The organism is Flavobacterium hauense, from assembly GCF_054457175.1.
On record NZ_JBTKVX010000021.1, the window covers coordinates 36,320 to 55,951 of the forward strand.

Genomic DNA, 19,632 nt, shown 5'->3' on the forward strand with positions numbered 1-19,632 from the left:
GATTTTGAGAGCTGTTCAGGATAATGTATGGCTTAAGTCATACATTATCCTGAACAAGCCAAATGAATTTATCTGAAGTAATCAGGTATATAGTTCTAAGTTGTCATTATCGTTTAGACGGGAAGCCATTATGCTTTCTTCATCGCCTGAAGCATATTCGGATTCTAAAAAAGTTTCTTCTAATTCTTCAGAATACCCTGCCCATAAAAAAGAGGCAGTAACGAAAGGGGATAGTGATCTTTTCATATGATGTTATTTTTTGAATTATCTATACTGTTAGATAATTCAATCATAATGCCATATTTTAATTATCTGTAAATCAAAATTTTACAAAATATTTTGATTTTTATTTGGCGATATATAGTGTGAACAATTGTATTTTGACGATATATAGTCAGTATGCTTTTTCAAATGAGCCTTTGCCCGGAGTATAATGAGATATGAACCGGTTTTTTAGCAAATCAGCTTGTAGCCATAACCACGACTATTTATAATCTGTACATTCTTATCCTTGTCCAGTTTTTTGCGAAGCTTGGTAATAAAAACATCAAGGCTTCTTCCATTAAAGAAATCATCATCTCCCCATATTTCTTTAAGGATGTGTGAACGCGTAACCATTTCATTCTTATTCCTGTAAAGATGGCTTAAAACCTCGGCTTCACGATAGGTTAGTACTTCACTTTCTTTATTGTAAGTAAGGGATTGTTTTGTATAATCAAAAACAAAATCGCCTATATTGGTAAGACCTTCGTCATCGTTTTTTATCTCGGTTCTGTCAAGCAGTGCATGAATCCTTACTATAAGCTCTTCCATGCTAAATGGTTTTTTCAGATAGTCGTTGCCTCCGTGTTTAAATCCATCTACAACATCCTGGGTCTGCGATTTTGCTGTTAAAAAGATTATAGGAATTCTCTTGTCATTCTTCCTGATTTCCTGTGCTACGGTAAAACCATCTTTAACAGGCATCATGACATCAAGCACCAGTAATTTAGGTTTTTCAGAAATGTAAGCACGGTAGGCTTCTTCGCCATCTCCGGCAGTTATAACTTCAAAACCCCTGGTTTCAAGGCTTTCTTTTATTATGAGTGCTAATGATGGCTCGTCTTCAGCCAGCATTATTTTTATTTTATCAGGCATAAGGGAGAGTTATTTTAAAAACGGTTTGTTTAGCATCATCTTCCAGTACAAGTTTTCCATTGTGTTTTTCAATGATATTCCTTGAATAATAAAGGCCAATGCCATATCCTTTTACATCGTGTCTGTTGTTTGTTGAAATTCTGTAGAATTTGTCAAAAATTTTGTTTCCCAGTATTTTATCTATTGGAGTGCCGTCATCGGCTATGGTAATTATGGCATCTTTTAAGCCGGGTTTTACATTTAATGTTATGGTATTGCCACCATATTTAATTGCATTCTCTACAATATTATTGATAACATTTTCAAAATGAAAAGTATCTATATTGGCTAAAAGTATATTGGTTTCTGTTGTAAAAAAAAGAGATTTGGTGGTATTGATCTGATGTTTTTCAACGACACTTCGTATCAATGGAATTACATCTGCCATTTCTTTTTGGAGTGCAATCCTGTCACTGTCCAATGCTGCAGTATCAAGTATTTTTTCTACCATAACAGTAAGCTTTTGTAGCTGTTGGGATGCTATACCCATGTATTTTTCTGTCTTTTCCCGATCGTTATCAGCATTAAAATGCTGTAAAGCCTCAAGTGCACTCAGCGAGGTAGCTATGGGGGTTTTCAGCTCGTGCGAAATATTGCTTATAAAATCGTTCTTGCTTAAAACAAGCTGTTTTTGCTGCTTTATAATCCGTAAAAGGTATATAAGGCTTATAATAATAGCAACAGTAAACAGAAAAGATAACAGTATACCCACCAGACCCTCTTTTAATGCTATGAGATTAATATTGGAATAATACATTTTTAGCTGTGTACCCGATGGTAAATAAGCCGAGCCCGATTCAACCGATAACTCATATTGCGGATCTTTTGGGTTACCATAATCCCTTCTATGTTCCCCATCGATATGGGATAATGCATAGCTGAAATTGAATCCTTTCTCTCTAAGGTCTTTGTTCAGATTTTTAGACAGGTCATTTAAATTAATGGTATCTTCAGCTATTGATATTATGATTTTGGTAGCGAGGTTGGTAATGGCAGATAAACTGTCTTTTATCCCAAGCTTTAATGTCCCGGTGGCAACTCCTGATTTTGACTCCTTGGCTTCTTTTAATAATTCGGTGATGTCAACCGGGGGTTTAGGAGAATCGCCCATAACATAAAAGTTCTTGACAGAGTCAGGCCCTCCTTCGATTGAATGTTCAGTAGCTTCCATTTCCAGAACCATTTCATCTATTATGGACTTTACTTCTTCAGGAATCTCTTGTCCGTTTCGTAAGCCTTGTTTGATGATTGATGATTTCAGGTCCGATTTTACCATATCGGCATAATAAGTATCCAGGCTGCTGTTCAGGGCAGCCAATACCTCATTGTTTACATTTATCTTGTTCGCCTCATAATTTTTTATATTCCAATAGGTTTGTATGGCAAGCGTAACCAGTATGATTAATGCAATCAGATAGACGATATTTTTTTGTAGCCACTTTTTCATATTCCAAAAATATAAACAAAAAATGGTTTAAGAGCCCGGTTAACATACGTTAACTTTACACATGTTAACAGCTTATAGTCCCGGCAGAACTTCTGCCGGGACTATAAGTCCTAAAATCTAAACGTTGCTGTAAATGCAGCATAATAATAATCTTTTCCTGTTCCTGCTTCTTTAAGAAATGCTCCTGCATTAAACCAGGCCCCTTCAACGGTTAAGGAGAAAAAGGGGTTGAAAGCATATTCAAAATCTCCAACTAGCTGTGTACCTACAAATGTTTCGGCTATACCTTCACCAGAATACAGCAGCTGCATGTTAGGAGCATAAAGCCCGTCATTATCACTCCATCTCCAGAAAATATCATAGTCCATCCCAAAGCTGAGTTTTTTAGTAAGTGACATATCTATTGAAGGGTGAATATCAAATAAATTGGATGGGCCTATCATAGCCACAAGGCCAAAATATCCTCCGCGGGGATACAGCGGATTAAGTGTTTGTAACTTTTTGTCATTACGATTGGCATCACCAGATATGATTTCGGTTTTTAGCCCGATAACAGGTTCAAACTTTACAGTTGAAAATTCATAATTTACATAAGAAGATACACTCCAGGCACTGATGTCCATATCAGCAAGCCTCCCAAACTGGTAAAGCGCCTCTAAGTCATATTTCCAGTTGCCTTTGTTCTTCCATATTCTTGTACCAACTGTATGCCTGAGTTCTTCACCTGTTACATTGTCAAGATTGGTATTCTTTTTCCAAAGCCCCAGGTAATACAGGTCAATGTTATGAAGGATCTTTATGTTGTTCAGTACTGTGTAGGCACCCCATAGCTTAGCACTTTCGTTAAGCTTGTCATTAAAGCTGCCGGGCACATTGGCAACAGGGTGCATGTAAAACGCATCTGCCTGAAAATCTTTCTTTGCAACCACAGCTTTAAAACCATCCATAGCCAACCTGTTATTTGGACCTTCACGAACGCTGATAAGCCTTTGCGAACCATAATACATCTCCTGTCTTCCTAAGCGGGTAAATAATTTGGTCTGCTCATTGTTGATAAAATTAATATCAAGAAATGCCTGGTGAATGTCGGCTGTATTTTCATCAACAGGACTGGGGTCGGGCATGCTGCTGGCAATACTGCTCTGAAACTGGCCAAATAACCGGAACATCCCTAAATGAATATCAGTATGGAACAAATACCTCGATAGCAAATATCCGTCAGGATCATCGGGTTCATCGCCCCATTTATTGTTTTTGGTGAAAATGTACTGAAGCCTTGCTTCCCCACCAATCGAACCATAATATTTTCCTGATTTGCTTAAAGGAATGTATTTGATCTTATCATACAGGCTTTGTGTTGTATCTGTTTTTATATACGTAAAATCGTCGTTGTACCTGAGTGGCCTGAAATCTGGCTGTGTTTGTGCCCATACTGATATACCGGATACCAGGAAAAGGCACAGTATGAGTATTTTTTTCATCACGATTCGTTTAATTTTTTATTCAAATATCCATCAATAGAATATCGTCCGGCACCAAACATAACTATTGTAAGCAGCGATATGCTGTACATAAACGGAATATCACGTTCTGGTAAAGGATCATGCCCGTGCATTAAAAAATAACCCGTTGCTGTCACTGCCAGGGCAGGAATGGCTGCCAGTCGTGTAAAGAATCCAAGTACTATAAGAATGGGCAGGTAAACATTTGCAGCAATAGCAACAAAGCTGTTTAAGGCTTCAGGCAAGCCTAAGGGATTAGGTATTACTTCAACAACATCAACACCAATGCCTATTTTTTTAAATCCATGTACAACAATAAGTTCTGTTGCTACAGCAACCCTGAAAAACAATATTGCAAAGTTGTACAGCGGCGATCCTAAATCAGAGCCTGTTATAAGTTTAAATAGTTTTTTCATGGTTAGTTCTTTTGATAGCCTCCAAAATAATTTACCGGACTCCATGCTGGTATTGCTTTAGGCTGTGGTGCTGCAAACGAGCGGAAATCATTATCAGCATATACCACTTTCCCATTTACTACTGTAAGCTTTGCTTCCATATTCAATATATTATCTTCAGCTGTAGTAAAGTAATCATCAGAAAGGATAACGAAGTCGGCAAGGTAATTTTCTTTAAGCATCCCCCTGTCGTTGTCAAGCTTGATAAGCTGTGCGCTGCCTTGTGTAAACAATTTTAATGCAGTAGTACGATCTACTATGTTTTCATCAGCCATATACTTAAGTCCGCCAAGAGTCTTACCTGTTGTTAACCAGTATAAGCCAACCCACGGATTATAACTTGCTACACGTGTTCCGTCAGTACCCATACCAACCCTGATACCCATATCCATCATTTTTTTAAGAGGAACGGTGCTGGCTGCTGCTGCTTTGCCATAACGTTTAATGAAAGCTTCTCCCTGATAAGCCATTCTGTGTTGTATTGCTATACCTCCGTTTAAGGCTTTTATTCGTCGCAGATTTTCGGTTGATACTGTTTCTGCATGGTCAAAGAACCATAAGAGGCTATCAAGCGGTGTCTCTTTGTTTATTTCTTCGATCACATTCAGGAAACGTGATATGCTTTCATTGTATGTGGCGTGTATTCTGAAAGGCCATTTGTTCTTTACAAGCAATGAGAGTACAGCTTTTAGCTGACCTTCCATGGCAGGATTAAGTTCAGGCCTTGGCTTGTCAAAATTTTCAAAATCGCCGGCACTTGCTACAAGATTTTCGCCACCACCCTGAACATGGTATTCGATTTTTGGCATTTTACCAAATTTCTTTACCCCGTCAGAAGGTACATCACAACCATCGCCAATTTCTACTGCACTGATCCATTTGGTATAGTCAGCAAGCTCGCTTCCTGCTTTTTGTGCAAAAAGGTAGTAAGGCATGCGTATTGTAAGTTCATTGTTTTCACAAAGTTTGGCAGTCACGCCATAATCATCAGGGTAGTTCTGGAAACCCCCACCGGCATCCATGATAGCGGTAACGCCCAAACGGTTCATTTCGCTCATGAATAGTTTTGTAGAGTTAACTTTTTCTTCAGGGTTAAGCTCAGGAAGTTTAGAAAGCGTAGAGTATAGTATGAAAGCATTGGGCTCAGCGATGAGCATACCTGTAGGGTTGCCATACATATCTTTTTCTATAAGTCCTCCGTTTGGATTTGGCGTAGAAGCATCCATCTTCAGCGCGGCTATACCGGCTTTGTTTAGGTAGGCATGCCCGTAAAGATGCAGAACGAAAGCAGGTACATTTCCTGTAGCATCGTTTATTTCCTGTAGGGTAGGAAGCCTTTTTTCTTCAAACTGATAAGCATTCCATCCTCCCACAACGCGCACCCACTGTCCATCAGGAGTTCTCTGTGCCTGTTCTTTAAGCATGGCTAATGCTTTTTTCAGGGAGCGTACACCATCCCAGCGAAGCTCTGTATTGAAGAACCTGCCGCCACGGATAATATGCATGTGCGAATCGAAGAGGCCGGGAATAATGACTTTACCTTTAGCATCAATAAGAGTGGTGCCTTTGGTTTTCAGTTTCAGTATCTCGCTGCTTTTGCCTGTTTTGATTATTTTTCCATTGGCTACTGCAATAGCTTCGGTAATAGTATTGTTGTTGTCAAGCGTATGCACTTTGGCATTATGCACAATGAGATCGGCCTTTTGCGCCATACCCGGAACAGAAATAAGAAGCAGGCAAAAAAGTAATTGCGTAAAAGTTTTCATGATTGGTATATTATGATGAATGGTTGTATGTATTGTTTATAAAAGAGGCTCCATCTACATGCAGCCTCTTATGGGCTAACAATTAATGTTTAAGCATTTCATGTGCATACTGAACGCCTACACCATAAGCACCACCATATTGCTTAACAAGGTTTGTTACTGCAACATATGTTTCTTGACGTGCCCAGTCGCGTTGAAGTTCAAGTAAATACTGTAAAGAAGTCATTGGGTGAGCACCCGCCTGAACCATACGGGTTACAGCCATTTCGTGAGCCTCTTTAGAAACGTCTGCACTGGCATCAGTGATTACATATACGTCATAACCTTCTTCAATTGCCGATAATACAGGCCCTACTATACATACGCTTGTCCATAAGCCTGCAAAAACAAGTTTCTTTTTGTTTTTTCCAACGATAGCTTTGTGCGCATTTACATCTTCCCATGTATTCATTGTTGTACGGTCGATATAGTTTGAAGTTTTTTGTGGATAGAACTCTTCAATTTCTCTGAATACCGGGCCACTAAACGATTTTTCCGCTACTGTGGTAACTACGGTAGGAACTTTGAAGATTTTAGAGGCTCCTGCTACAAGCGCCACATTGTTTCTTAGCTGGTCAATTGGTGAACTACCCACTGCAAATGCCATTTGGCTTTCGTGGTCAATAAGTACTAAAGTGTGATTTGTAGGGTTAACTAATGATGCTCCCGGTTTTTGGGCAAACCCTGTTAATGATGTTAGTACTAATGCTGCGGTTAAAATTAAATTTTTCATGATGTTTTAAGAATTTGTGATTTAAATGATTATTGATTTTGATAAATTGTTTTTCTATTGTTTCAATCTTACAGGACAAAATTGCGATATCCCTAAACCCTGGACATTGAACTGGGACAAGAAAATCAATATGTCTGTTTTTATGCATTATTTTCGAGCCAGCATGCAACGAAAGCCGCTTCGTTCTTCCATGTAGGTAAACCCAGAACAAAGTGGTTGCTGTTTTCGAATTCCATGTAATCTGTTACTGAGTTTTTGTCTTTATATCTTTTATAATTTGAATAGTTAAGTGATGCCGGTATCATAGTGTCGCTGCTTCCCGATAGTATAAGTAGAGGCGCATGGGGATTTTTAAAGTTAATTTTCCCCACTTTAGTTAATGCATCACGCAGTACCAGTTTTGACTCAGGCACTACAAATTCGTAATAGGCAGCTATCTGTTGCTCTTCAGGCATTCCGTTAGTAAATGCATGTTGCCATTCGGCAAATGGCATCAGGTAAGTTTTTTTAGCAGCGGTAAAAAATCCCAAAAGCCTGAATGTATATCGTATAAATGGCCACTCTAATGATACTACACCCTGAGGCGGTATAGAATGTATTGCGACGCCCGCAATGCCTATATTTTTTTGCAATAATAGTTGTACTAAAAGGCCACCGAGAGAATGCCCTATTATTATTGGTGTTTCTGAGAGTTCGGCAATTATATTCTCATAATAGCAAATAATATCTCTAAGATTTAATGTTACTATACTATTTTCATGTTGTGTATTACGAAGCTCTTCGGGAGATCCGTCTTTAAAAGGCCAAGCCGGAGCCAGGACTGTATATCCTTTTTCTTCAAAGTATAGTTTCCAGTTTTTCCATATTGTATGACTAATAAAAGCGCCTGTTATGAATACAATCGTGGTTGTATTTTTCTTTTTCATGCCGCATTGATTTCAAATTGCGACTTTAGAGTAACCAAAAAAGATGCCTTTGATTTATGTTGCTGATTATTAGTTGTGTATGTGTTTTTTTGAAACTTTACAGTCACGAAATGAGGTTAAAATCTGCTATTTCAACGATATAACGTTGAAAAAGTAAATCACCAAAAGGATTGTTAAAAAACTATTGGTCATTTGTACCATAAATTTATTTGAAATTCATAATTTTCTCATTTAAAATTTATGACAAAGTTTACATGTAATTGTTTGTAATGAAGAGGCTTATAATCCCTTATTTTCTTTTTCTGATTTTTTTTCCTGCTTTTATTATAGCACAGGAACAGATTGAGCTTACCGTTTTGCTGAAAAAACAGCCGCCAGGTAAAGAAAGGGTTACGACACTACAAAGCCTTGCTTCATATTATATTTTTAAGCCAAAAGAGGAAGCTGCTGATCTAAACAAGGCCTCAACATATCTAAAAGAATCACTGGATATTAGTAAACGTTTTAATTATCCGGAGGGGATTGGCGGAGCTTACATCTTATATTATGGATTGTATAGGGAAAAAGGAGAGGCTGATAAAAGTATGGAATACGCCAATTCTGCTTTTACTGTATTATCAAGAGCTAAACTTTATGAACAATTAGGAGAGGCTTATCTAGCGGTATGTAAAAACCTATGGACTACGGACAGGGAAAATCATTTAAAAGAGGCATTGCTAAAAAAAGCAGTCTCAGCTTTTAAAAAAGCAAATGCAAAGCAAAAAACAGCCTTAACCCTCAAATCTTTAGGAGAACATTTGTTTTATTCAGGTAAAAGTGAAGAAGGGCTGGCAAGACTCAAAGAGTCATCGGATCTGTATAAATATTTTAACTATACGGATCTTATAAGCCTTTATAATTCGGTCTCCGGTGCCTATACTGATCTTGGAAACCATAAAGAAGGGTTACGATTTGCATTAAGCGCTGTAAAAATAGCTGAACAACATAAAGACACTACTTCGTTAGTTGCCATAATTTACAACAGGATAGGCTATGCCTACGCGGCTGTCTCAGACCATAAAAATGCAGCTAATAATTTCAGGAAAGGAATTGTAATTGCAAAAAAGAATAAAGATACAGTCGGGGTTTTTCAATTGTCAAACAATCTTGCCGGACAGCTCAAGAATCAGGAAAAATTTAAGGAAGCCTTAAAGGTTCTCGATGATTTGTATAAAGGCTATACAACTGAAGATTATCATGTGGAATTAAAAGTAAGATGTCTTTACATGAGTATCTATTTTGATATGGATAATCTTGATATGGCAGAAAAATATTGTAATGAGATTCTTGATGAAGCACACACAAAAAATGTTAACGAAGAGACTTTACATTATATCTACAAATATGTGGTGCGAATTGCTTTCTATAGAAAGGACTACAAAAAAGCCCAATATTACCTTGATAAATGTAAAGTTCATGAGTGGGACCATACGCTAAAAGAAAAAAGCATTTTTTATCTATTGCAGTCCCAGCTTGATTCGGTGCAGGGAAATTATAAAGCCGCCTATTCTAACTTTAAGCTTTATAAAGAAACTAACGATTCGCTTTATGACAATACAAAAAGCAAACAGATAGCCGAATTGCAGGTTAAGTATGCTACTGAGAAGAAAGAGCAGGATATAAAGTTGCTCTCTAAAGAGCGGGAACTTGAAAAGCAAAAAGCCATACACGCCAGAAGATCGATGTTTATAGCGATAGGGATTACAGGATTGATCATGATTATAGCCATATTGCTTTATATGGCATACAGGAATAAGAATAAAGTTAACAGGATACTGCGTTATAAGCAAACAGAGATTTCAGAAAAAAATAATGTTCTTAATCGTCTAGTTGATGAGAAAGAATGGCTTCTTAAAGAAATACATCACCGGGTAAAAAACAACCTCCAAATTGTTATGAGTCTGCTAAACAGTCAGTCAACTTATTTAAAAGATAACGGGGCTAAGTCTGCAATAAGGGATAGCCAGAGACGAGTCCATTCCATGTCGCTTCTACATAAAAAACTATATCAGTCAGAGACACTTTCATCTGTTGCCATGCCGGCTTATATCCATGAACTTGTAGCGTATCTTAAAGACAGTTTTGATGCCGGCTATATCAATTTTAAGGTAAAACTTGATGAAGTGAATTTTGAAATTAATCAGGCAGTTCCTATTGGCTTACTACTCAATGAGGCTATCACAAATTCGATTAAATATGCTTTTCCTGATACTTTAAAACAATGTGTTATTAAAATTACTCTTCAGGAAAAAGACAATAATCAATTTGAATTGATGATAATTGATAATGGTGTAGGAATAAGCAATGACTTTGATACAAATAATCCGAAAACACTTGGGATGAGCCTGATGCAGGGTTTGACTGGAGACCTGAACGGAAGTTTTGAAATATATAATGATAATGGTACAGTTATAAAAATCAACTTTAACCGCCAAAAAGGACAGAAGTATAATTAAATTGAAGAATTATGGAAGAGAAAGTACTTATTGTTGAAGACCAGTTTGTAGAAGCACACGATCTTAAGCTAATGTTACAGAAGGAAGGCTATAAAGTTTGTGGTATAGCCCGCGATGTTCCTACAGCGCTTTCATTAATTCGAAAAGAGAAACCAGGATTAGTACTGGTAGATATTTTTCTTCAGGGAACTGCCACGGGCATTGATTTAGCACATACCCTTAAAGAAGAAGGTATTGCTTTTATATATACTTCTGCCAACTCGAACAGAGAAGTACTCGAAGCAGCTAAAAAAACGGAACCCTATGGCTTTCTTGTAAAACCTTACAGAGAAAAAGATCTTCTGGTTACCCTCGAAATTGCACGTTATCGCCATCAAAACAGCAACGAAGCTTATTTTAAAAAAGAATTAGTATTACAAAGAACACTCAGTAGTGTTGTAAAGGAAGAGGCGGACACTAAAGATAAACTTCTCAGGATTGCGATTGCCTTGCAGGCTTTTATCCCTTTTGATTTTATATATATGGGCTATGCAGGGAAGAACACAGAACTGTTGTCTGATATCGGTTTTTTAAGGGTAGGGTTCAATGAGTATCAAACACTCAGCCTGCAGGAATTGCAGATTGTAACAAACCGTACAGAAGCCGAATTAGTTGAATTAAGGGATAATGTACCGCAATACCTCAGGACGGTAGCATTCGATAAAGAAAACATTGGAACAAAATTAAATAGCCGTTCATTGCAGAAGGTTTTTGCAGAGAATTTTAGTATGAATTCACATTTAATAATGCCTGTAGAGCTTGCTGAAGACCGAATTTTTAATTTATATTTTTATAGCAGAAGGGCTGATGTATATGATTCTACCCAAATAACATTAAGCGAAAGGCTTCAGCATTCGATCATAAATACTCTTATGATAGTGCTCAGAAGTGCTAATGCTTTGCATGAAAATGACAAAATAAATGAAAAAGAAACTCCTGCTTTAAAAAAAGATATCCCTGCATGCTTTTCAGGAATCATTGGCAAAAGCCATTTATTGCTAACGGTATTTGATAATATTGTGCAGGTCGCCCCTGTTGATACCTCAGTACTTATTCTTGGCGAGAGCGGAACAGGAAAAGAACGTATTGCAGAATGCATACATGAATTATCTCCGCGAAGCAAACAGCCATTAATAAAGATAAATTGTGCAGCGCTTCCGGCAAATCTTATAGAGTCTGAGCTATTTGGCCATGAGAAAGGTGCCTTTACAGGAGCCTTTGAAAAAAGGATAGGCAAATTTGAACTTGCTAATAAAGGAACAGTATTTCTGGATGAGATAGGAGAGCTGCCATTGGAGTTGCAGTCCAAATTATTACGTGTGCTTCAGGAGAAAGAAATAGAGCGCATAGGTGGTCGTGAACCTATAAAAATAGACGTTAGGATTATAGCTGCAACTAATCGTAATCTTGAGAAAGAAGTAGGAGAGGGACGTTTCAGGCTTGATCTTTATTACAGGCTAAATATATTTCCTGTACAGTTACCATCGCTACGGGATCGCATAGAAGATGTACCATTATTAGCGGATCATTTTTTAGCTGTTTATAATAAGAAATCCGGTAAAAAAATATCTGGAATATCTGCAAAAGTATACCAGCAACTCAAAGCATATAGCTGGCCGGGTAACATACGGGAACTTGAAAATTTTATGGAACGAAGTGTACTTTTAGAAAAAGAAGCCGTGCTACGCGAAATTGTAATGCCCAATTTTGCTACTGTAAAGCATGACTCAGCCAGTAGTTACCAGCCCACTAAAAGCATTGAAGAAAATGAAAAAAGCCATATTATAAGTGTACTTAAAAAATGCAGTGGTAAAGTGTGGGGTATTGGTGGTGCTGCCGAAGTATTGAATGTGCCTCCTACGACACTTAATTCAAAAATGAAGAAGTTCGGTATTATGAAGAGGGACTTCAAGGATAATATTTAAGTAACTTATGAGGTGCTTAAAAACAAAAGGGGCTGTCTCAAAAGTTGTTTATAAGCCATTTTTGTTATTCTGACGAAGGAAGAATCTAATATTAATCAAATATTTAGATTCTTCACCACACTTCATTATGTTCAAAATGACACTTTTGAGACAGCCCCATTTAAATATTTAAAAGGAATTAAATTATTTCGAGAAATTTATATGCCCGCCAAAGCTATAGGTAGCTGCAATTGAAGGTCCATTATAACCCCATTCTAAACTACCATTTAATCTTGGCCTCATAATATCTATATCAATATCCAGTCCTGAATATCCGGCTGTAAGGCTAAAATTTTGATATACGTTATATAATAAAGAGACATTATAACTCAGTATTTTACCTTTAATATTATCAACTTTTGCAGAGAGGTAGTTTGCATTTACATACAGTCCCAAACGTTTAGTGATCACAACCTCACTCCATATACCTAAATCCGGCAGTGGGGCCGTAACCTCAAATTTATCGCTTTTATCTAAGTTCACATTATTTGTGTCTAGCCCAATACCCATGTCTATAAACATAAGGTGGGTACCTACGAGCAGACCAACTTCATATTTGGGTTTGCACAAAATAGAATAACCATAAGCAAACCTTATAATTGTAGTGTTGAAATGGGCATTAACTGTCGCATTTACTTCATAAGTGTTGTCTCTAAAGGTTATCTCTTTTTGTAGTGTTTTTGTTGTTTCTCTATTGAGGTTAAAATACTCAAGTTCAAACCTTGATCTTTTAGATGCCCTCCACATGGCATTGGCATAAAAAGATGTTGTATTATCTTTAAAACCAAGATCGTCTTCAAGGTCAATATCGGTAGCAACATTACCATTATTTCCGGCCACTCTTACATTGGTATTGTTGACCGGGAAAAAAGTTCCCGCCATGATTCTGAAACGCCTTGCGTGCCACGGGAGCTTTTCTGCGTCGTTATCAGAGAGTTCTTTTTTTTCTTTTACTTTAGTGGAATCCATTACTGTAACAATAGTATCCTGAGCTTTTGCAGGAAGATAAAAAGCTGCAAGAATCAATAATGAGGCGAGTTGTTTCATAATGCTTGGTTTTAGGCTTTTAAATCGTAATAAATTACTTAAAGTTACTAATTATTTGGTTATAAACATATTAAATGCCGGTTACTTTATTTCCCATCCAAATGTGGATTGTATTACATAATCTTCTTTACCACCATCTTTTATTGGTTTGCTATCATAGTTATAGGTTAATCCCAGCTTTAAAAAGAAGTTAAGCGGAAGGTCGAGTTTAAAATCCACTGTAAGGTCTGTCCTTACACGGTTACTTATTGTCAGACTCGGATATGCTGTTACTTTAGTATACATGCTTAGGTCTTTATGCTCGAACATACTGAGCTCCATAGTCACAAATGCCTCAAGGCTGTTGCGGTTTGTATCGAGTGAGTCAGTAAAGCTTTCATTGTTCCAGGCAAGTCCAGTGGCCGTTCCCAGATAAGTCCTGTGCGTACTTAAAAGATATTTCCCTACACCTCCACGGGTTGTCGACCTGAGTTTAAGCTTTTGCTCTTCATTCGAAAGGAAATCGCCCGAAACAAGTGCATACCAGTTTTTTTGCAGATAATATTTAAACTCGCCATTTGCATCGGTACGGCGAACGGGATCGGCATCATTCTGAGTACTGTATACTGTATTATAAGAACCGCTAAAATTCCAGTAGCTTGCATTATACCCCAATGTGCTTCGTATTGTCAATTGAGTGAGGTCGCTACTTTTAGTATAGTTATATCCCATAGACAATTCTGAGGTGAAACGCGAAAAAAACTTATTGTTAATAGGTTGCAAAATCACAATTTCTTTAATATCAACGACCTGTTCATAGCCTTTATCCATGATTATGACTTTGGCCGGCTCTTTGGGTTTAGGCGTTATTCTTGTATTCATTACGCTACCGTTAGATAACTTCACCATATACATCCTGTCACTTCTTATTTCAGTTATATTTACGAGCTCAACTTTAAAATCGGCGTCACTATATACCGTTTCTATTGTAAGCACTCCTTTTTTCATGCTTTTGATTTCGCCAATAAGTCTGTCGCTGTTTTTAAGAAAGATTGTATCGTTTTGTGAAAATAAGAGTAAAGGGAACAGTAAAACGCCTGTATAAATCAAGGATTTGATTAGTATATTGCTGCGTTTTACCGTCATAATATTCAAGCTATTTTTTATCCATTACACATCGGAAGCCTAAATGTTCCTGCCCGCTGTCGGTAGAGGTTGCCATTCGTGCATTGGGTCTGTAATTTGAGCAGTATTGTTCGCTGCATAAAAAAGATCCTCCTTTAATTACTCTTTTTGTACCATAAGGATCGTTTGGATCATAACTCTCCTCCGGTCCTTTAGGGCTGTGGCATTCCCTCATTCCTGCCACTTTGTATCTAGCATAGGTGTCCGGTCTGTAAAAGTCACTGGTCCATTCCCAAACATTCCCTATAACATCATATAGGCCATATTTGTTTGGCTTAAAACTTTTTACAGGGGCAAGCCTCTCAAAGCCATCGCTTTTGGTGTTTTTATATGGAAATTCACCCTGAAAAAAATTGGCCATATATTTTCCTTTAGGATTCAGTTCGTTACCCCAGGCAAATTTACTGTCATTGTTTCCTGCCTGTGCGGCATATTCCCATTCCGCTTCGGTAGGGAGCCTTTTACCGGCCCATTTGGCATAAGCCTGAGCATCTTCATAGGCAATATGTACTACGGGATAATCTTCGCGTCCTTTAATTGACGAATCCGGTCCTTGCGGATGCTTCCAGTCGGCACCGCGTGTCCATGACCACCATTTAGAATAATCGTCCAGCGCTACAGCATGGGTAGGGGGAATAAAAACAAGGGAACCGGGTGCAAGGTCAGCATCATCAGGTTTAGGGGTTCCGGGTGGTAATTGTGTTTTAAGCTGTTCCCAGTCGACAGGGCGTTCGGCGAGAGTAACATAATTTGTTGCATTCACAAATTTTTGAAATTGCGCATTGGTTACCTCTGTTTCATCCATATAAAAGCCATCTATACTGATGTCTATTGCCGGTGATTCTACTCGTACAGCCAAAGGATCATTATCTCCAAGGGTAAACTTTCCGCCTTCTATCCAAATCATACCAGGCTGGGTGCGTTTTTCATCTGCAGAAAGCATCGTTAATTCTTTTGATTGTTTTTGACAGCTAAGGCTGCAAACACTAATTAGGCCGATTAGTAAAATTCTCATAGTGTAGTAGTATAAGTTGATTGGGTTACTGTATGATATAAATTTAATACAAAAAATCGCTGCAATTGTGCTGTTTATGTTACATATTAGAATTTGCAACAAGAAAAACGTGATTTTAGATAGAAAGTATTTTTTTGTTATATTTCTGAATATCAGTAGGCATTGGAGTTGATTGCTTGATTCTTTACTAATATTAACCTGAACGCATCTTTGCCAGCCAATTTTAGAGTCCAAGGTGTATCACTTTTTAAAATGCAACCAAATAAACAGTTTTTAAAAGAGCTTTAATTTTTTATCTCTCTACCTTGCAGGTAGTTCCTTGCCAAAACTCGAATACCATTAACCAATTGATATCAAATGCTGCTATTTATAAAAAATAAGTACATATTCTTGTGTTTTGTAAGCATGCTGTTGTTAGTCTCCGCAAACCTTACAGCCCAGGATTTGGATACCATAGCAAAAAGTACTGCCTGCCCGGCTAAAAGCCTACCTGAACTTTTTAAAAAGAACGATTCACTATTGGTAGTTAAGCCGGTAAAAAACAGTTTCTTTTTAGTCGTTCCGGTTATTGGTTCGCAGCCCGCTACTGGATTTATGTTTGGCGGCGTTGCTCAATACACTTTTAAAGGAAAAGAAGAAAAAGACAAGTATTCTGTTGCTAATCTCGGCGTTACCTATACCACAAAAAAGCAGCTGATGATCAATGTGAAGAATAATATTTTACTGAATAACAATTCTCTATACCTTAACGGCGATTATCGCTTTTATATATTTACCCAATCAAATTACGGGCTGGGAACAGGAATTTTGCCCCGTAATGATAAAGACTTTGAGATTGATTCGATAGCACAGGCAATGGACTATAATTATCTTAAATTTCACCAGACCGTATCCTGGCAGGTAAAAGAAAATCTTTACGTAGGAGGAGGAATAAATCTCGATTGGTATTCAAGTATTCAGGATAAGGAACTTGATACTGTAAATGGAAATTTTACCTACCATTATGATTATAGTAAAAAGTATCAATTTAACGATACACGGTACTTTATGAATGGGGTGAGTTTTAATATTACCTATGATTCAAGGGACAATCAGGTGAATACAAAACAGGGGTGGTATGCAAACATCAATTACCGTTTTAATCCATCTATATTTAAAAACCAGCACTACAGCAATGTACTTTTTACAGAATACCGAAATTTTATCCCGGTATCTAAAAAGAACGAAAACTATATATTGGCATTATGGACTTACGGACAGTTTGTAACCCGTGGAAAAGTACCCTATCTCAATTTGCCTGCATTAGGCTGGGATCAGCGAAGCCGAAGCGGCGAGGGCTACACACAGGGACTGTTTAGAGGTTTTAATCTTATTTATATGTCGGCTGAATTAAGGTTTCCGCTTACCTGTAACCAAATGTTAGGGGGCGTAGTATTTGCAAATTTCACAACAGCCAGTAATAAGGATCTGGATATTCATTTGTTTCAATATGTTCAGCCAGCCGTCGGGGTAGGGCTAAGGATCCTGATCGATAAAGCCACACGTACTAATCTTATCGTTGATTATGCAAAAGGCCGTAATTCAAACGGTTTCTATCTTAATGCCGGTGAAACGTTCTAATATTCTTTTAAAAGTACAGATCATTATTTGTAAAAATAATTTTGCAGATTCAACTGAATTATTAACTTTGTAATGAAAAGTACTTTTTTTATGAAACAGCAGCAGGATTATATCCAGGACATTTCAGAGATACGCTCCATGATGGAGAAATCTACAAAATTCCTTTCCCTTTCGGGTTGGGCCGGTATAATGGCCGGTGTATATGCTTTAATAGGTGCATATCTGGCATACAAGGTTTTATACTTTAACCCTCATGAGATTGTTTATGCATCGGTCTCTGATGGAGAATATTCTGAGGGTATGCTCAAGCTGGCTTTTTTGGCGACAGCTGTTTTGGTATTAGCGATAAGTACAGCTGTTTTTCTTTCTAACAGGAGAGCTGCTAAAATGAATGAAAAACTATGGAATGCTACTTCAAGAAGATTGTTAGCAAATATGAGTGTTCCTTTGGCTGTAGGTGGCATATTAGTACTAATTTTGATTTCTAAAGGGCTTATAGGCTTAGTGGCACCAATGACCTTGTTGTTTTACGGACTTTCTCTATATATTGCCAGCAGGTATACTTTTGAGGATGTAAAAATATTAGGCCTTATACAAATAAGCCTCGGTTTATTAAGCGCATATTTCATAGGATATGGATTGCTTTTTTGGGCATTAGGTTTTGGTGTAGCCCATATTGTTTATGGCATATACGTACATTTTAAATACGAAAAGTGAAGATTTCAGTAAACGGACTACATAAAGCATTCGAAAGCAGGATAAGGCTCGGCATCATGTCGGCTTTGGCTGTTAATGACGCGCTCGATTTTAATGCATTGAAGGAATACCTGGATGTTACTGATGGTAACCTGGCGAGCCATCTAAAAGCATTAGAAAAGGAGGAATTCATTGCTGTAGAGAAATCTTTTGTAGGCAGAAAGCCAAATACTAAATATATAATGACAAAATCCGGCAGATCGGCTTTTTTAGAGCATTTAAGGATATTGGAAAATTTAGTGAAAACCCATAAATAAAAAAATTTGCTTTAAAACTTTGAAATTCAAAGTTCTTTTTAATAATTCAATTTAAATTCAATAATCATGTCAAAAAGAAATTTTATGATGTCAGTTCGGGTTAACCGGGCTTCATTAACTAAATGCGCAATCATAGGTGGAGGTATTGCTTTGCTTGTAATTTTATTATTTATACTTCCTGTAAATGATCCTAACCCCGCATGGCCAAAGCTATGGAGGATAAGGCCTTTGGTGATTACTCCCTTAGCAGGTGCATTTGGAGGGGTAGTTTATTATTTAATAAATAACCTGTTCGATAATCCCGGATGGAAAAGAATAGTGGTACTAATGGTTAGCATCTTGCTGTATATTTTTGTGCTATGGTTAGGGATAGTGCTAGGGCTTGACGGAACGTTGTGGGATTAATAATCTGATTTTATGGAATATTTTGTGAACAAAGACTCGATAGTTCGAAAGATCTGGGGGAGCAGTGATACAATCCTCTTCATATTTGCGGGGGCTTCGGCAGAATTTGCACTCAACAAAGCTGTCGATTGGCTTTATTTTACAGGAAAGCTTCCTTCAGATCCGCTTGGCAGGCTGTTTTCGACGGTTTCTTATGCCAGAAAGATAGTCTTTGCTAAAAATGATGAAGCATTGCGCTCTATTGATACCATAGCGGCAATACATGCTGGAGTAGAGAATCAGCGTGGGGCAAGCATTCCGGATTGGGCATATCGGGATGTGCTTTTTATGCTTATTGATTATTCCATAAGATCTTTCGAAGTACTGGAACGTATGCTAAGTGTAGAGGAAAAAGAAGAAGTAATCGGTGTCTTTAATAGGGTAGGAGTACGTATGGGATTGACAGGATTGCCGGAAGATTATAATAGATGGTTAGGTATGCGTAAAGAACATTTGTCGCAAAACATGCAGTATAGCCACTTTACCGATGATCTTTTTAAACAATATAGAAAACACCTTGGTGTTTTGCGCTATAGAATTCTCATTGAATCGCAAATACTCGTGATGCCTGATGAGGTAAGAAAACTGCTTAAGTTTCGGAAGGTTTCCTTTTTGAGTTTTGCCATGGTGCTATACAAGATCGGTAAAAGCATGCATGCTGACAGAGTATTAAAAGCTCTTATACTTCCTGTAAAATATAAAGAGCAGATTGATGCCCTGGATATTGTAAATCATTCAAAATAAAAGGCTATGGCATTTGCCATAGCCTTTCAATAATCAAAGGTAT

General features: G+C 37.5%; 18 protein-coding genes. 7 read left to right on the forward strand and 11 right to left on the reverse strand.

The window, feature by feature from the left end; translation table 11 throughout:
* Positions 1 to 81: 81 nt before the first annotated feature.
* From ACX0HA_RS14545 to ACX0HA_RS14580, 8 genes are all read right to left on the reverse strand, one after another.
* Positions 82 to 246, reverse strand: a complete 165-nt coding sequence (locus ACX0HA_RS14545) for a hypothetical protein (protein ID WP_458846027.1) — start codon at positions 244 to 246, stop codon at positions 82 to 84.
* A gap of 207 nt (positions 247 to 453) precedes the next feature.
* Entirely contained in the window at positions 454 to 1,137 is a 684-nt protein-coding gene (locus ACX0HA_RS14550) for a response regulator transcription factor (protein ID WP_458846028.1), read from the reverse strand.
* On the reverse strand, positions 1,130 to 2,623 hold the full coding sequence (locus ACX0HA_RS14555; protein WP_458846029.1) for a sensor histidine kinase: 1,494 nt from the start codon (positions 2,621 to 2,623) through the stop codon (positions 1,130 to 1,132). The genes ACX0HA_RS14550 and ACX0HA_RS14555 overlap by 8 nt, the downstream gene beginning before the upstream one ends.
* A gap of 110 nt (positions 2,624 to 2,733) precedes the next feature.
* The gene (locus ACX0HA_RS14560; RefSeq protein ID WP_458846030.1) at positions 2,734 to 4,104 is read right to left on the reverse strand and encodes an alginate export family protein; all 1,371 of its coding nucleotides are present in this window, start codon (positions 4,102 to 4,104) and stop codon (positions 2,734 to 2,736) included.
* The gene (locus ACX0HA_RS14565) at positions 4,104 to 4,541 is read right to left on the reverse strand and encodes a DoxX family protein (protein ID WP_458846031.1); all 438 of its coding nucleotides are present in this window, start codon (positions 4,539 to 4,541) and stop codon (positions 4,104 to 4,106) included. The genes ACX0HA_RS14560 and ACX0HA_RS14565 overlap by 1 nt, the downstream gene beginning before the upstream one ends.
* Positions 4,542 to 4,543: 2 nt before the next feature.
* Positions 4,544 to 6,346, reverse strand: a complete 1,803-nt coding sequence (locus ACX0HA_RS14570) for an amidohydrolase (protein ID WP_458846032.1) — start codon at positions 6,344 to 6,346, stop codon at positions 4,544 to 4,546.
* An 82-nt stretch (positions 6,347 to 6,428) separates the two neighbouring features.
* The gene (locus ACX0HA_RS14575) at positions 6,429 to 7,118 is read right to left on the reverse strand and encodes a hydrolase (protein WP_458846033.1); all 690 of its coding nucleotides are present in this window, start codon (positions 7,116 to 7,118) and stop codon (positions 6,429 to 6,431) included.
* Between the two features lie 140 nt (positions 7,119 to 7,258).
* A complete protein-coding gene (locus tag ACX0HA_RS14580; RefSeq protein WP_458846034.1) occupies positions 7,259 to 8,044 on the reverse strand; it encodes an alpha/beta fold hydrolase in 786 nt (261 codons plus the stop codon).
* 269 nt (positions 8,045 to 8,313) lie between these two features.
* Here ACX0HA_RS14580 and ACX0HA_RS14585 point away from each other — a divergent pair, with 269 nt between their 5' ends.
* Entirely contained in the window at positions 8,314 to 10,539 is a 2,226-nt protein-coding gene (locus ACX0HA_RS14585) for a histidine kinase dimerization/phosphoacceptor domain -containing protein (protein WP_458846035.1), read from the forward strand.
* 11 nt (positions 10,540 to 10,550) lie between these two features.
* Entirely contained in the window at positions 10,551 to 12,503 is a 1,953-nt protein-coding gene (locus tag ACX0HA_RS14590; RefSeq protein WP_458846036.1) for a sigma 54-interacting transcriptional regulator, read from the forward strand.
* A 183-nt stretch (positions 12,504 to 12,686) separates the two neighbouring features.
* Here the strand turns inward: ACX0HA_RS14590 and ACX0HA_RS14595 are convergent, their stop codons facing one another.
* The 3 genes from ACX0HA_RS14595 to ACX0HA_RS14605 all read right to left on the reverse strand — a co-directional run bounded on the left by ACX0HA_RS14595 (position 12,687) and on the right by ACX0HA_RS14605 (position 15,768).
* The gene (locus ACX0HA_RS14595; RefSeq protein ID WP_458846037.1) at positions 12,687 to 13,589 is read right to left on the reverse strand and encodes a hypothetical protein; all 903 of its coding nucleotides are present in this window, start codon (positions 13,587 to 13,589) and stop codon (positions 12,687 to 12,689) included.
* Positions 13,590 to 13,670: 81 nt separating this feature from the next.
* Positions 13,671 to 14,576, reverse strand: coding sequence for a DUF481 domain-containing protein (locus ACX0HA_RS14600; protein ID WP_458846038.1), 906 nt, complete (start codon positions 14,574 to 14,576; stop codon positions 13,671 to 13,673).
* Positions 14,577 to 14,724: 148 nt separating this feature from the next.
* The gene (locus ACX0HA_RS14605) at positions 14,725 to 15,768 is read right to left on the reverse strand and encodes a formylglycine-generating enzyme family protein (protein WP_458846039.1); all 1,044 of its coding nucleotides are present in this window, start codon (positions 15,766 to 15,768) and stop codon (positions 14,725 to 14,727) included.
* 357 nt (positions 15,769 to 16,125) lie between these two features.
* On the opposite strand from ACX0HA_RS14605, the gene ACX0HA_RS14610 reads away from it, so the two are divergent.
* From ACX0HA_RS14610 to ACX0HA_RS14630, 5 genes are all read left to right on the forward strand, one after another.
* A complete protein-coding gene (locus ACX0HA_RS14610) occupies positions 16,126 to 17,388 on the forward strand; it encodes a BamA/TamA family outer membrane protein (RefSeq protein ID WP_458846040.1) in 1,263 nt (420 codons plus the stop codon).
* Between the two features lie 72 nt (positions 17,389 to 17,460).
* Positions 17,461 to 18,105 carry a hypothetical protein gene (locus tag ACX0HA_RS14615; RefSeq protein ID WP_458846041.1) on the forward strand — a complete coding sequence of 215 codons (645 nt, stop codon included), beginning with the start codon at positions 17,461 to 17,463 and terminating at the stop codon, positions 18,103 to 18,105.
* Entirely contained in the window at positions 18,102 to 18,401 is a 300-nt protein-coding gene (locus ACX0HA_RS14620) for a winged helix-turn-helix domain-containing protein (protein ID WP_458846042.1), read from the forward strand. Before ACX0HA_RS14615 ends, ACX0HA_RS14620 begins: the two co-directional genes overlap by 4 nt.
* 84 nt (positions 18,402 to 18,485) lie before the next feature.
* Positions 18,486 to 18,806, forward strand: a complete 321-nt coding sequence (locus ACX0HA_RS14625; protein WP_458846043.1) for a potassium transporter KefB — start codon at positions 18,486 to 18,488, stop codon at positions 18,804 to 18,806.
* 12 nt (positions 18,807 to 18,818) lie between these two features.
* Complete coding sequence (locus ACX0HA_RS14630) at positions 18,819 to 19,589, forward strand: oxygenase MpaB family protein (protein WP_458846044.1); 771 nt, start codon at positions 18,819 to 18,821, stop codon at positions 19,587 to 19,589.
* The last annotated feature ends 43 nt before the right edge of the window (positions 19,590 to 19,632 follow it).

Coding starts and splice junctions, on each gene's coding strand:
- ACX0HA_RS14545 (WP_458846027.1), bottom strand. CDS start 246: ATGAAAAGATCACTATCCCCTTTCGTTACTGCCTCTTTTTTATGGGCA.
- ACX0HA_RS14550 (WP_458846028.1), bottom strand. CDS start 1,137: ATGCCTGATAAAATAAAAATAATGCTGGCTGAAGACGAGCCATCATTA.
- ACX0HA_RS14555 (WP_458846029.1), bottom strand. CDS start 2,623: ATGAAAAAGTGGCTACAAAAAAATATCGTCTATCTGATTGCATTAATC.
- ACX0HA_RS14560 (WP_458846030.1), bottom strand. CDS start 4,104: ATGAAAAAAATACTCATACTGTGCCTTTTCCTGGTATCCGGTATATCA.
- ACX0HA_RS14565 (WP_458846031.1), bottom strand. CDS start 4,541: ATGAAAAAACTATTTAAACTTATAACAGGCTCTGATTTAGGATCGCCG.
- ACX0HA_RS14570 (WP_458846032.1), bottom strand. CDS start 6,346: ATGAAAACTTTTACGCAATTACTTTTTTGCCTGCTTCTTATTTCTGTT.
- ACX0HA_RS14575 (WP_458846033.1), bottom strand. CDS start 7,118: ATGAAAAATTTAATTTTAACCGCAGCATTAGTACTAACATCATTAACA.
- ACX0HA_RS14580 (WP_458846034.1), bottom strand. CDS start 8,044: ATGAAAAAGAAAAATACAACCACGATTGTATTCATAACAGGCGCTTTT.
- ACX0HA_RS14585 (WP_458846035.1), top strand. CDS start 8,314: ATGAAGAGGCTTATAATCCCTTATTTTCTTTTTCTGATTTTTTTTCCT.
- ACX0HA_RS14590 (WP_458846036.1), top strand. CDS start 10,551: ATGGAAGAGAAAGTACTTATTGTTGAAGACCAGTTTGTAGAAGCACAC.
- ACX0HA_RS14595 (WP_458846037.1), bottom strand. CDS start 13,589: ATGAAACAACTCGCCTCATTATTGATTCTTGCAGCTTTTTATCTTCCT.
- ACX0HA_RS14600 (WP_458846038.1), bottom strand. CDS start 14,576: ATGAAAAAAGGAGTGCTTACAATAGAAACGGTATATAGTGACGCCGAT.
- ACX0HA_RS14605 (WP_458846039.1), bottom strand. CDS start 15,768: ATGAGAATTTTACTAATCGGCCTAATTAGTGTTTGCAGCCTTAGCTGT.
- ACX0HA_RS14610 (WP_458846040.1), top strand. CDS start 16,126: ATGCTGCTATTTATAAAAAATAAGTACATATTCTTGTGTTTTGTAAGC.
- ACX0HA_RS14615 (WP_458846041.1), top strand. CDS start 17,461: ATGAAAAGTACTTTTTTTATGAAACAGCAGCAGGATTATATCCAGGAC.
- ACX0HA_RS14625 (WP_458846043.1), top strand. CDS start 18,486: ATGATGTCAGTTCGGGTTAACCGGGCTTCATTAACTAAATGCGCAATC.
- ACX0HA_RS14630 (WP_458846044.1), top strand. CDS start 18,819: ATGGAATATTTTGTGAACAAAGACTCGATAGTTCGAAAGATCTGGGGG.